Annotated in this window: 11 protein-coding genes and 1 tRNA gene; 4 read left to right on the forward strand and 8 right to left on the reverse strand. The window is 45.7% G+C overall.

Going from position 1 to position 11,783, the window contains the following annotated elements; all coding sequences use genetic code 11:
- Positions 1-46 precede the first annotated feature (46 nt).
- Genes IX315_RS00735 through serS form a run of 3 tightly spaced genes read right to left on the reverse strand, consistent with a single transcriptional unit; the run spans position 47 to position 2,772 of the window.
- The gene (locus tag IX315_RS00735; RefSeq protein ID WP_018358070.1) at positions 47-625 is read right to left on the reverse strand and encodes an HD domain-containing protein; all 579 of its coding nucleotides are present in this window, start codon (positions 623-625) and stop codon (positions 47-49) included.
- Between the two features lie 7 nt (positions 626-632).
- Positions 633-1,436 carry a DUF3108 domain-containing protein gene (locus tag IX315_RS00740; RefSeq protein ID WP_018358071.1) on the reverse strand — a complete coding sequence of 268 codons (804 nt, stop codon included), beginning with the start codon at positions 1,434-1,436 and terminating at the stop codon, positions 633-635.
- 43 nt (positions 1,437-1,479) lie between these two features.
- On the reverse strand, positions 1,480-2,772 hold the full coding sequence (serS, locus tag IX315_RS00745; RefSeq protein ID WP_018358072.1) for a serine--tRNA ligase: 1,293 nt from the start codon (positions 2,770-2,772) through the stop codon (positions 1,480-1,482).
- Between the two features lie 485 nt (positions 2,773-3,257).
- Here serS and IX315_RS00750 point away from each other — a divergent pair, with 485 nt between their 5' ends.
- Both IX315_RS00750 and IX315_RS00755 read left to right on the forward strand, forming a co-directional pair.
- Positions 3,258-3,638 carry a BlaI/MecI/CopY family transcriptional regulator gene (locus tag IX315_RS00750; RefSeq protein WP_018358073.1) on the forward strand — a complete coding sequence of 127 codons (381 nt, stop codon included), beginning with the start codon at positions 3,258-3,260 and terminating at the stop codon, positions 3,636-3,638.
- Positions 3,639-3,640: 2 nt separating this feature from the next.
- Positions 3,641-5,269: a M56 family metallopeptidase gene (locus IX315_RS00755; RefSeq protein WP_211637841.1), complete on the forward strand. Its 1,629-nt coding sequence runs from the start codon at positions 3,641-3,643 to the stop codon at positions 5,267-5,269.
- 243 nt (positions 5,270-5,512) lie between these two features.
- Here the strand turns inward: IX315_RS00755 and IX315_RS00760 are convergent, their stop codons facing one another.
- The 4 genes from IX315_RS00760 to IX315_RS00775 form a co-directional block, all read right to left on the reverse strand.
- Entirely contained in the window at positions 5,513-5,842 is a 330-nt protein-coding gene (locus tag IX315_RS00760) for a DUF2023 family protein (protein ID WP_134849062.1), read from the reverse strand.
- A gap of 24 nt (positions 5,843-5,866) precedes the next feature.
- Positions 5,867-6,370 (reverse strand): flavodoxin FldA, encoded by a 504-nt coding sequence (gene fldA, locus IX315_RS00765; protein ID WP_018358076.1) that lies wholly within the window; start codon positions 6,368-6,370, stop codon positions 5,867-5,869.
- A gap of 351 nt (positions 6,371-6,721) precedes the next feature.
- Positions 6,722-8,002: a phosphopyruvate hydratase gene (gene eno / locus IX315_RS00770; protein WP_018358077.1), complete on the reverse strand. Its 1,281-nt coding sequence runs from the start codon at positions 8,000-8,002 to the stop codon at positions 6,722-6,724.
- 106 nt (positions 8,003-8,108) lie between these two features.
- Positions 8,109-8,180, reverse strand: a tRNA-Met gene (locus tag IX315_RS00775).
- Positions 8,181-8,588: 408 nt separating this feature from the next.
- Between IX315_RS00775 and greA the strand changes: the two genes are divergently transcribed.
- On the forward strand, positions 8,589-9,059 hold the full coding sequence (gene greA / locus IX315_RS00780) for a transcription elongation factor GreA (protein ID WP_018358078.1): 471 nt from the start codon (positions 8,589-8,591) through the stop codon (positions 9,057-9,059).
- A gap of 7 nt (positions 9,060-9,066) precedes the next feature.
- A complete protein-coding gene (locus IX315_RS00785) occupies positions 9,067-9,459 on the forward strand; it encodes an HIT family protein (protein ID WP_018358079.1) in 393 nt (130 codons plus the stop codon).
- A gap of 76 nt (positions 9,460-9,535) precedes the next feature.
- Here the strand turns inward: IX315_RS00785 and IX315_RS00790 are convergent, their stop codons facing one another.
- Positions 9,536-11,686: a M3 family metallopeptidase gene (locus IX315_RS00790; protein ID WP_211635700.1), complete on the reverse strand. Its 2,151-nt coding sequence runs from the start codon at positions 11,684-11,686 to the stop codon at positions 9,536-9,538.
- Positions 11,687-11,783 lie beyond the last annotated feature (97 nt).

The following is an 11,783-nucleotide window of genomic DNA, read 5'->3' on the forward strand; positions in this document are numbered from 1 at the left end:
TATCCATACCCTTATCTTTTTTACTCTACTATATTATTACTAGCTTCTACAGGAATAGCTTGCACCACACTTCGAACCTTCGTACATCGTCTTGCCCATGTTTCGCCATGCTCCTACTTATCTGTGCTACAGTCTTTTCCTCCTCAGGGTCACCGCTCTTAGAGTAAAAGCAATCGGCGAAACAAATGATCTGCTCCTCCAGCGATATAGGTACCATCTCGCGATGAGGAAGAGGCAATTCTCGGCTCAGTATCTCCTCTAGAGTAAGCCCTACACCTGTATGTCGTTCGCAGATGAGGGAGAGTTCCTGAAGCCCTTCTCGCTCCAATATCTCTTGCCCCAATATGCCATGGCGGATGTACGGCTCTACACCATGGCAGTCAATCCCTGGCGCATTGCAGAGGTAAATCCCTATGTCATGGAGCATTGCCCCCTCGTAGATAAATATGCGATCAAGCCCCCAATCCCTATGGCGCTTCTCTATCTCCAAAGCCTTCTTCGCCACAAGCTCACTGTGTGTCACTAATATCTGATATGCCTTAGAAGTAGAATCATAATACTTCTCCAGTAAATCATACACATTGCGCGCACCCTTAGGAGGCTTAACCGACCTATCCTTTGCCATCAATAGATTACCTCTTCGTGTAGCTTACAAGGTCTATAACCGCTGAGCCTATTGATATTTCCGAAACGACCTTCACCGGTACCTGCTCTTTATCTCGAGTAATCCACGCTGTCACAGAGTTCCTCTTCTTCTTGAAGTTCTTATCATTCACATTGATGTTGATCTTCATAGCCTGGCGTTTGGTGCCATCGGGCATCTGAATACGCTCCACCCCATCGTAGACATACTCCACCAGGTGTTTGTCAGCGCCTAAGGGTATATAGACCCTTACAGGCGCTACATTGTCCGTATTTACAAAGTCGTATGTACGTAGCAGCATAAGCGTAGAGAGCATGTCTATCACCTCCGCATTGGCGCTGCTTAGGTATAGTGTGGTATCTATCTCTAGGTTCCCATTCACCCTCTGTTTGCTTTGTGCCCGCACCTGATCCCCATTGTAAGTAAAGGTAATCACATCCTGAGCTCGATACCCATCGTCATTAATGCGCTTCTCAAACCTTCTAGGCAACTTGTTGGCTCCATACAGTGTCTCCAGTGTGTCCCGCATCGGGTAGAAAGTCTCCGCCATACCAGTGGTGCGCAACGTCAACTGACTAAAGTATTGTCCGCCAGAAGCAGAACCAGAGGTTAGCGTAATATTTGCCAACTTGCCCCTAAGTAAACCCCACTTGAAGCTCACCTTGTACTTCATGACTTCCTTGCGCTCAAAAGCGGCAGACCTCTGTATCCTAGCCGACTGTGCCCACATACCTCCGATAGGCAGTAGTGCCAGTAAGGCTATTATAAGTAGTTGCTTCGAACGAATATTCATATCATTGACCTTTAACCGCTACTAAGTGGCGTGTATCATTGTATTACTTTGCCTCGGGTAAGCGTATGATATCAAACCCTGTATATGGGCGCAAAGCCTCTGGTATAACAATTCCCTCAGGAGTCTGGTTATTCTCCAAAAGGGCAGCCACTATTCTAGGCAACGCTAGTGCACTACCGTTGAGGGTATGGCAAAGCTCCATACGTCCCTCTTCATTCTTGAAGCGGCACTTGAGCCTATTGGCTTGGAAGCTCTCAAAGTTGGATACAGAGCTAACCTCTAGCCAACGCTCTTGGGCTTGAGAATATACCTCAAAGTCGAAAGTAAGTGCCGAAGTAAAGCTCATATCTCCTCCACAAAGACGTAGTATACGGTAAGGAAGTTCTAGCTTATTCACTAGGGTCTCTACATAGTTTACCATCTCAGAGAGTGATTCGTAAGAGTGCTCAGGGTGATCGATACGCACAATCTCTACTTTGTCAAACTGGTGCAGGCGGTTAAGTCCCCTCACATCCTTACCATAACTACCGGCTTCCCTACGGAAACAAGCCGAATATGCGGCACACTTGATTGGGAAATCCTTAGCATCTACAATCACATCGCGGAAGATATTGGTCACTGGTACTTCAGCCGTCGGAATCAGATAGAGGTTATCCAGCCCACAGTGGTACATCTGCCCCTCCTTATCGGGTAATTGTCCTGTGCCATAACCAGAATCCTCATTCACAACATAAGGTGGTTGTATCTCCAGATAGCCGGCTTCCCTAGCATTGTCGAGGAAAAAGTTGACCAGTGCACGCTGAAGCCTAGCACCCATGCCCTTGTACACAGGGAAACCAGCACCAGTAATCTTGACACCTAGCTCAAAATCAATCAGGTCATACTTCTTGGTAAGCTCCCAGTGAGGCAGTACCTCCATGCCATTGGCAAAGACTTTCTTATCCCCACCAGTGCGTTCCACTACATTGTCCTCAGCCACGCGTCCTTCTGGCACCGATGCATGAGGTACATTAGGGAGCTCTACTAGAATGTGCTGAATGGTCTCCTCTAGCTCCTTCTTCCGAGCATCCAATGCCTTGGAGCTCTCTTTGAGCTCAGTTACCTTTGCCTTATTTTGGTCAGCCTCTTCGCGCTTACCTTCACGCATAAGGGCACCAATCTCCTTGGAGAGCCTATTCTGCTCAGCAAGAGAATTATCTAATTCACTCTGTGTATTTCTACGCTCCTCATCCAGCCCACGAAGTTTCTCTATCACTTCCCGAGCCTCTACATGCTTTACCCTCAGGCGCTCAATCGCCTCTTCGGTATTCTCCAAAAGGTACTTAATCGTTAGCATCTGGATTCCTATTCCTATATATTATATATGTGTATGCAGTGACCGATAGATCACTCAAATATTTCCACAAATATACCTATTTTCCCTTACGTAGCTATCTCAGCTATTTCAAATGCATTTTTTTACGCTCCTCCAATTCAACTAACGATGTGGCTGTAATGGTGTTTTGTGCTGTCAGAGCTATGAGTAGGAATGGCTCATAGTATAAGACCAAAGTGCGCTCTAGCACGAAGGCATTGTGAATGGCGCGAGTGGCAAAATTTATTCCTAGGAATAAATTTATTTTTCTCTAGGAATAAAAATATTTATCTGTACAAATAAATTTATTTATTCCTAGGAATAAATTTCTCTAGTATGCCGGAAATTTTTATCTCCTCTACTGAGGCGTTTTAGGTGCAAAGTGTAATTTTTTCACGAAATATTTGTCCTACTTACGAATAATTCGTAGATTTGCTACGAAGAGTTCGTAATACACGTATATTGATATGAGTAATAAGGAGTTTCTAAACGGTCTGAGCCCTATGGAGGAGGACTTTTTGAGGGCACTTTGGGCTATAGGCGAGGGAGAGATTAGCGATGCTATCAAGTTGATGGAGTATCGTAATACACCCTATACAACTATCGCATCGGTGGTGGCAAAGTTGGAAGAGAAGGATTACGTGCAAAAGGTAGGTAAAAGGCGTGGTCACGTATACGCCCCCCTTATTTCACAAGAGGAGTATTATGGGAAGACGCTCAAATACTTGGTTTCTAACTTTTTTACCGGTTCTTATAAGAATATGGTACAATACTTTGCGCGCCATGATAAGGTAAGCCGCGAAGAGATAGAGGAGGTACTTCGGATGATAGATGAAGGGGAGGAGTAAATATGGTACTACTTAGATATTTGGCACTCTCAGGGCTTGGTATAGCTCTATTCTACTTGATAGATAGGCTTATACTCCGGAAAAGTACACTACTCCGGACTCAGAGGTACTACTATGTCATTGCCATAGTGGCAAGCCTATTTCTTCCTCTCTTGCCTGAGATTACACCTTGGTGGCAGTCTCGAGTGGCAGAGGCCAATATCCCCACTTTTACAATTATCCTAGAGGATGAGTTTGTGGTTACGGCCGAACAGAGCCAGTCGATAGACTGGTGGGGTGTGGCTAAGTTAGTTTGGTTGGCGGGCATCTTAGTCACGGGAGGTTGGCTATTGGTGGGTATCGTGAGCATTTTTCGGATTCAGCGCCATGCCGACCACCAGCATCTACCTAATTCTGTGAACCTTTACCTGACTGAAGCGGAGCTCGCCCCTTTTACCTTCGGTAAGTCTATTTACATCCCTCGGTCGCTGAACGACCGCACAATCATAGACTCCATACTGCTGCATGAGCTGGAGCACATACAGCAACGACACTATATAGATATGCTATTGGGCTGTGTGCTGCAGCTGGTCCAGTGGTGGAATCCATTTGCATGGAGTATGCTCCAACAGCAACGCAATACCCTAGAGTACCTAGCAGACCAAGGTGTATTGCGCTTGGGTAAGGACCGTAAGACCTATCAGTATCATCTACTGGCGTGCACAATAGGTCGAATGGTACAACTGCCCTCCCTATCTTTTTCGATGCAAAACCTAAAACAAAGAATTGTGATGATGAATAGTAATAAGAAAAGCCATAAGAGCTTAGCGGTTCTGTACGCTGTAGCAGCTCTGCCTATTGTTGCACTCCTACTTGTAGGTACGCAAATGATAACCGTGAAGGAAGCATTAGCTACCGAGACTACAGAGGTCGCTCCTCCGCCAGAAAAGGATGGTGAAATTTTCGAGTTTGTCGAAGATATGCCGGAATTCCCTGGAGGTATTGACGCTCTCATGAAATGGCTTGGTGAAAATATCAAGTACCCAGAGGAGGCGGAAAAGCAGAATATTCAGGGAAGAGTGATGGTACACTTTGTGGTAGAGACAGATGGCTCCGTTTCTAATCCTCAAATAGCTAGAAGTGTACATGAATCGCTAGATGCCGAGGCTGTGCGAGTAGTAGCAGCTATGCCGAAGTGGACACCAGGTAAGGCTGAGGGCAAGCCAGTTCGAGTTCGCTTTACGCTACCTATTTCTTTTGCTCTTAAGAACAAGGTGACAGAAGGAGAGAAGGATAAGGTATACGATTATGTCGATAATGTGCCTGAATTTCCTGGCGGACAGGCTGCAATGATGAAGTGGCTTAGTGAGAATATCAAGTATCCAGATGTAGCAGTGAAGGAGAATATTCAGGGAAGAGTAATGCTTAGTTTTGTTATAGAGACCGACGGCTCTCTCTCTGATGTTAAAGTAGTAAAAGGGGTGCACGAAGCTTTGGATGCTGAAGCGATAAGAGTGGTGAAGATGATGCCTAATTGGAAGCCTGCATCGCTTAAGGATGGTACCTTGGCTAGAGTAGCATTTGTGTTGCCTGTACAATTTAGGTTCGCAAAAGAGAAAACCGATACGCCAGATCAAAACGAAAGCAAATAATAGGGGGTCCCTTATTTAAGAAGGGCTACGTAGCACCATGCTACGTAGCCCTTTTGTAGATATATTGTAGCTTATTCAGCCGTTGTACACTCTCTTCGTGGTATGATCAAAAAGAAGCACCCAACCCTCCTAGTTATTTCGCTATTGCTGTCCAACCCGATAACCCAACGGGCGACCCATACGACAGTGATGATGTATTGCGAATTGTGACGGTGACATGAAAAAGGAAGGGAGGGAAGGGGCTTACTTTTTGCACAAATCCACTCTATGTTGGTACCTCCTGCATTGCTCTAGCCGATCGTAACCCAGCATAATGCCCAGCATGAAATCTTCTTCTGGAGTATATTGGGCGAGCGGTTTATCGTTGCCGATGTGGCGAATGACATCGAGGCAAGGAGTGTCTCCGAAAAATACATTGTACTTAAGGGGTGTAACCTCTTGCAAGATATAATCAATATGACGGCTACGAAGCCACTGCTCCACTTCTTCTCTCCTAGATGAGTAAAAGGTATAGAGCGCTAAGCTCCTTAGCTTTTTATGATATTCGTACGTTAAGTGTGACAGCACTTCCATAGCACTATTCATAGGGTATTGACTTTATAATGAAGACTTGAGACCCCCTACCCAAGCAACGATACGCTCTTTGGTAAGATGGTCTTCGTTGTCACTATCCAATGGCAATCCTACGAACTCATCATTGATAAAAGCACGAGATGAATCGAATGAATAGCCATCGGCAGAAACGCTACCCACGATCTGGCAATTCTTATCGCTGAAGAACTCATAGAGCTCGCCCATACCATCGACAAACGTATCGGAGAAACTTGATGAGTCACCTAGACCAAAGAGCGCAACACGTTTGCCCGATAGGTCTGTAGTCTTTAGCTGGTCGAGAACATCTACCCAATCGTCCTGCAAATCTCCACATCCCCAAGTAGAGGTGCCGAGGATCAAGAAGTCTGCACTCGTGAAACTTTCGGCATTGCACTCAGCTACATTTAGTACTTCGGGGGAGTACTCGGCAAGAAGTGCGGCAATCTGCTCTGCTGCGTCCTTGGTATGGTCGGTACACGAGCCATAGATAATAGAAATCTTCTTCATACTTTCTTATTGTTATTATAATGGTAAAATGCCACTTAGTACGATAGGGGGGATAGCCCTCTGTATCGTTTCAGTGGCAAAGGTAGGGAATAAGTTATGGTGTGTCAATACCTAATTTTGGTAGTTTTGGACTGTCGTAGCCTCTGATTTGCGTGATGATAATAGGGATATCTATTGAATATTGCACTTATAATGGCTATAAATAGAGGTCTTGACCTCTCTACTTCCCGCAATTATTGCATCTATTACCTTGTTGTAGGTATGTTGTGAGACGGACTCAATCGAAGATAAAATAAAAATAGGCTACGTAGGAAACCCACGTAGCCTGTATTGTGATTATCGTATGACGTATTACTTAATACGCTTGTAACCGAAGTTAGCAGTCTCACCAAGCTCCTCCTCGATACGGATAAGTTGGTTGTACTTAGCATTGCGGTCAGTACGGCTGAGTGAACCAGTCTTGATCTGACCTGAATTGGTTGCTACAGCGATATCAGCGATGGTAGAATCCTCGGTCTCGCCAGAACGGTGGCTAGTAACGGTTGTGTAACCATGGCGGTGTGCCATCTCGATAGCGTCAAGAGTCTCGGTAAGTGTACCAATCTGGTTTACCTTGATAAGGATTGAATTGCCACAACCCTCAGCGATACCCTTGCGTAGGAAGTCTACATTGGTTACAAATAGGTCGTCACCTACGAGCTGGCACTTGCCACCGATAGCATCGGTGAGCATCTTCCAACCCTCCCAGTCGTTCTCGCTCATACCATCCTCGATAGAATCGATTGGGTACTTAGTTACGAGGTCTTGGAGGTATGCTACCTGCTCCTCACGGTTGCGCTTTGCACCCTTGTCGCCCTCAAACATGGTGTAATCGTATACACCATCCTTGTAGAACTCACTAGATGCACAGTCGAGAGCGATGGTTACCTGCTCACCAGCCTTGTAGCCAGCGTTGGCAATTGCCTTGAGTACGCTATCAAGAGCATCCTCAGTGCCATCGAGTGCTGGAGCGAAGCCACCCTCGTCGCCAACAGCAGTGCTAAGACCACGATCGTGGAGTACCTTCTTGAGGTTGTGGAATATCTCGGCACCCATACGAACAGCCTCCTTGATGCTTGAAGCTCCGATAGGGCGAATCATTACTTCTTGGAATGCGATAGGAGCATCTGAGTGGCTACCACCGTTGATGATATTCATCATAGGTACTGGTAGTGTATGTGCATTGATTCCTCCGATATAGCGATAGAGTGGCATACCAAAAGCGTCGGCAGCAGCCTTCGCAACAGCCATTGAAACACCTAGGATGGCATTTGCACCAAGCTTACTCTTGGTAGAAGTGCCATCGAGCTCAAGCATCTTCATATCAATTAGGCGCTGATTGCTAGCATCTTCACCAATCAGAGCTGGAGCGATGATTGTATTAATATTCTCAACTGCCTTCTGGACACCCTTACCTAAATAACGTCCCTTGTCGCCATCACGAAGCTCTAGTGCCTCATGCTCACCAGTAGAGGCGCCGCTAGGAACAGCAGCTCTACCAAATGCGCCACAAGCGAGTGCAACATCCACCTCTACGGTTGGATTGCCACGAGAGTCAAGGATTTCACGTCCGTGAATGCTAATAATCTCCATAATCAAATCTTGTTACTTAAAATAATTTAGTTACCTTTTTTGTCGCACAAAGATACAAAAAATAGTGACAAGTCTACTCCGAAAAGCGACTTGTCACTATAAATAGTTGCGGGGAGAGGGATCGAACCTCTGACCTTTGGGTTATGAGCCCAACGAGCTACCACTGCTCCACCCCGCGATTTCTGATTGCAAAGATACAGACAATTTTTTACACTACCAAATATTTCTCTGATTAGATCTCATTTCTCGTAAGGCATACCACTATAGATTAAGTGTTGGGGAGATTATAGATGGGCTGGGATTATCACGTGATGTGGATAATGGGGAAAGGTGTTCGACTATTTTATGACGAAGTAGCAGAATATTTGGAATAGTCGCTAAAAGGAATTACCTTTGCAGTAGAGAGACGAATATTGAGTGTTAATACATTAAGAGTTAAGAATATAAGTTAGAAGCACCTTCGATTAGGACAATAGAGAGGAGAATGGTAGCGATTCCATGGCAGGAACCCTTGTGGTAGTCCTTGCTTGGAATTGTTGTTTTTTACTATGTTCGTCAGGGAGTTTACTTGAGAGATAAGATACTTATGGACTACATTTACATGACTGAGGAGGGGTACCAGAACCTCCTAGAGGAAATTAGGAAACTGGAGGAGGTGGAGCGCCCTGAGGTGATTCAAGCGATTGCTGAGGCTCGTGACAAGGGGGATCTATCCGAGAATGCAGAGTATTCTGCAGCGAAGGAGAAGCAAGCACTGTTGGAGGATAGGATAGGTCAGCTACGTATGCAGCTGCAGAATATTCGTATTATAGATACGAGTAAGATGAGTACCGACACGGTTCAGATGCTCAATACGGTGACTATCCGTAATATGGCTAACAATCAGGTGAAGACCTATACCATAGTCTCTGATACCGAAAGCGATATTAAAAAGGGTAAGATGGCAATTTCTACACCGATAGCTAAGGGTATAATAGGTAAGAAGGTGGGTGACATAGTAGATATCCAGGTGCCAGCCGGTATTGTAACCTTTAAGATAGAGGAGATTTCGATCTGATATTACTATGGCAACGATATTTACTAAAATAATCCAGGGCGAGATACCTGGCTATATCGTGGCAGAGAACGAGGAGTTCTGTGCTTTCCTCGATGCCTTTCCTGTGCAGTATGGACATACTTTAGTCGTCCCAAAGCGCGAGGAAGACTATCTTTTCGAGCTCACCGATGAGGAGTTGGGGCGTATGATGGTATTCGCAAAGAAAGTAGCAGCCGGTATCCAGAAAGCTACTGGTTGTCGTAAAGTAGGTATGGCAGTAATAGGACTAGAGGTGCCACATGCGCATATACACTTAGTGCCTATAACTCAAGAAAGGGATATGGACTTTAACCACAAGATATCCGAGCCCGAGAAGGCGAAGATGGTGGAGATGCTTGAGAAGATTAAGTCTAATCTCTAATAGTTATCGGTTTGTATACAAATAATAGAGGGTGTGCCCATTTGGACACACCCTCTATTATTTGTATGTAAGCTTATTACTTTACTCCACGAGCTGGTAGAAGTGGAGCTGGGTCTGGCTGAGCTAGTCCTGTCATAGCAGTGAATGCTTCACCAAGGTCAACGGTATTACCCTTGCTTAGGATAGTTTCGCGGAGCTTCTTACCTACCTCAGGGTTGAGTGAACCCTCGCGATCAAATACCTGTGCTACGTTTACGGTAAGTACCTCAGCCCATAGGTAGCTGTAGTAACCACATGCATAGCCACCACCCCATACGTGGTTGAAGTAGCTAGTGCGGTAGCGAGGTGGAATCTGTGGGTCAAGTAGACCGAAGCCACTTAGTACGTCATTCTCTAGTTGCTCAACGGTCTCAGCTGTAAGAGCATTTGCCTGTTCATCGGTTAGCATATGGAATGCAACATCACCAGATGAAGCTGCAAGGTTCTCGCCAAGTGAATAAGCAGCATGGTAAGTGATAGACTCAAGCATCTTTGCTTTTAGTTCTTCAGGCATTGCCTCACCTGTCTCATAGTGCTTAGCGTAGTTAGAGAATACCTCTGGAACTGTAGCAAAGTACTCGTTGAACTGGCTTGGAAGCTCTACGAAGTCACGAAGTACGCTGGTGCCACTTAGGCTAGCATACTCAACATCGGATAGCATACCGTGAAGGGCGTGACCGAACTCATGGAAGAGCGTAGTAACATCATCCCAAGAGAGTAGGCTAGGCTGACCCTCTGGAGCCTTAACGTAGTTACAAACGTTGTAGATGATAGGCAACTGGCCGTTACGACGGCTCTGTGAAGCAAACTCGCTCATCCAAGCGCCACCACCCTTAGTAGGACGACGGAATAGGTCGGTGTAGAAGAGGGCAATCTGCTTGCCAGTAGCTGCATCCTTAACGTCGTAGACACGTACCTCTGGGTGATACACAGGGATATCTGTGCGCTCCTCAAACTTGAGACCGTATACACGCTCAGCAGCGAAGAATACACCATTCTTGAGGACTGAGTCTACCTGGAAGTATGGCTTTACGTCCTCAGCATTGAAGTTGTACTTCTCAGCCTTCATTTTAGCAGAATAGTAGAAGCGATCGTATGGCTCTAGCTTGAAGTCGCTAGCCATAGTCTTCTGAGCATAAGCCTCTATCTCTGCAGTCTCTCTAGCTGCAACGGGCTTGTACTGGTCGGTCAGGCTCTTAAGGAAGTCGGTAACAATAGCTGGTGTCTTTGCCATTGTATTCTGCAGAGAGTACTCAGCATAATTATTGAATCCAAGTACCTTACCCTTCTGGTGGCGAAGCTTTGCCATCTCCGCAATGATAGGGTAGGTGTTCTGATTACCAGTGTTATCAGAGCGGTGGTAAGATGCCTTGTATACCTTTTCGCGAGTAGCACGATTGTCTAGGCGTGAAAGTATGTCTTGCTGGGTAGTGTTGGAGATCACGATAGCGTAAGGAGTGCTTACCTTGTCGCTAGCCTCTGCATCAGCCTTGCTCTGAGCAATCTCGCCTTCGCTAAGACCAGCAAGTTCCTCTACCGTCTCGATAGGTACGATAGCATTGTTGCGCGCATCGATATTCATCTTTACGAAGTCTTGCTGGAGGACTGCTAGACGAGCGTTGATCTGCTCTAGCTCCTTCTTCTTATCCTCAGGTAAATTAGCACCAGAGCGTACAAAGCCATCGTAAATCTCACCGAGTAGCTTCTTGTCCTCGCCCTGAAGGGTAGCATACTCATTATCATATACCACCTTGATGCGGTCGAAGAGAGCCTGGTTGAACGACATCTCGTCGCCCCAAGCAGTAATCATAGGGATTACCTCGCTCTCAATTGCCTTAATCTCGTCAGTACCATCTGCACTAGAAACATTGAAGAACGTCTGTGATACTCTTTCCAGAAGAGCACCACTATCCTCATACTTAAGGATGGTGTTCTCGAATGTAGGAGCCTCAGGATTATCTATGATAGCCTGAATCTCTTCACGTTGTTGTTGTATACCAGCTTCAAAGGCTGGTTTGTAGTGCTCGTTCTTAATCTTTGAGAAGTCAGGTGCACCAAAAGCTAGTGTACTTGGCTCCTTAAAAGGATTACCTTCCATAGGGTCTTTTTGCTCTCCTCCACAGCTTGCCGATAGCATAGCTACAGCTACAAAACCGCCAAAGAGAATTGATTTAAACTTGTTAGACATAACTTTTCTTCTCTTAAAGTATTAGTTAGTTATTATTACTCTATCACACAAAGCTACTTAAAAACTATCAAATGCCAACATCCCAATTGTGAATACC

It is taken from the genome of Porphyromonas levii, assembly GCF_018206105.1.
Lineage (GTDB): Bacteria > Bacteroidota > Bacteroidia > Bacteroidales > Porphyromonadaceae > Porphyromonas_A > Porphyromonas_A levii.

What these genes read in the sequence shown, in the direction of transcription:
- IX315_RS00735 (WP_018358070.1), bottom strand. Translation starts at nt 625, where the DNA reads ATGGCAAAGGATAGGTCGGTTAAGCCTCCTAAGGGTGCGCGCAATGTG.
- IX315_RS00740 (WP_018358071.1), bottom strand. Translation starts at nt 1,436, where the DNA reads ATGAATATTCGTTCGAAGCAACTACTTATAATAGCCTTACTGGCACTA.
- serS (WP_018358072.1), bottom strand. Translation starts at nt 2,772, where the DNA reads ATGCTAACGATTAAGTACCTTTTGGAGAATACCGAAGAGGCGATTGAG.
- IX315_RS00750 (WP_018358073.1), top strand. Translation starts at nt 3,258, where the DNA reads ATGAGTAATAAGGAGTTTCTAAACGGTCTGAGCCCTATGGAGGAGGAC.
- IX315_RS00755 (WP_211637841.1), top strand. Translation starts at nt 3,641, where the DNA reads ATGGTACTACTTAGATATTTGGCACTCTCAGGGCTTGGTATAGCTCTA.
- IX315_RS00760 (WP_134849062.1), bottom strand. Translation starts at nt 5,842, where the DNA reads ATGGAAGTGCTGTCACACTTAACGTACGAATATCATAAAAAGCTAAGG.
- fldA (WP_018358076.1), bottom strand. Translation starts at nt 6,370, where the DNA reads ATGAAGAAGATTTCTATTATCTATGGCTCGTGTACCGACCATACCAAG.
- eno (WP_018358077.1), bottom strand. Translation starts at nt 8,002, where the DNA reads ATGGAGATTATTAGCATTCACGGACGTGAAATCCTTGACTCTCGTGGC.
- greA (WP_018358078.1), top strand. Translation starts at nt 8,589, where the DNA reads ATGGACTACATTTACATGACTGAGGAGGGGTACCAGAACCTCCTAGAG.
- IX315_RS00785 (WP_018358079.1), top strand. Translation starts at nt 9,067, where the DNA reads ATGGCAACGATATTTACTAAAATAATCCAGGGCGAGATACCTGGCTAT.
- IX315_RS00790 (WP_211635700.1), bottom strand. Translation starts at nt 11,686, where the DNA reads ATGTCTAACAAGTTTAAATCAATTCTCTTTGGCGGTTTTGTAGCTGTA.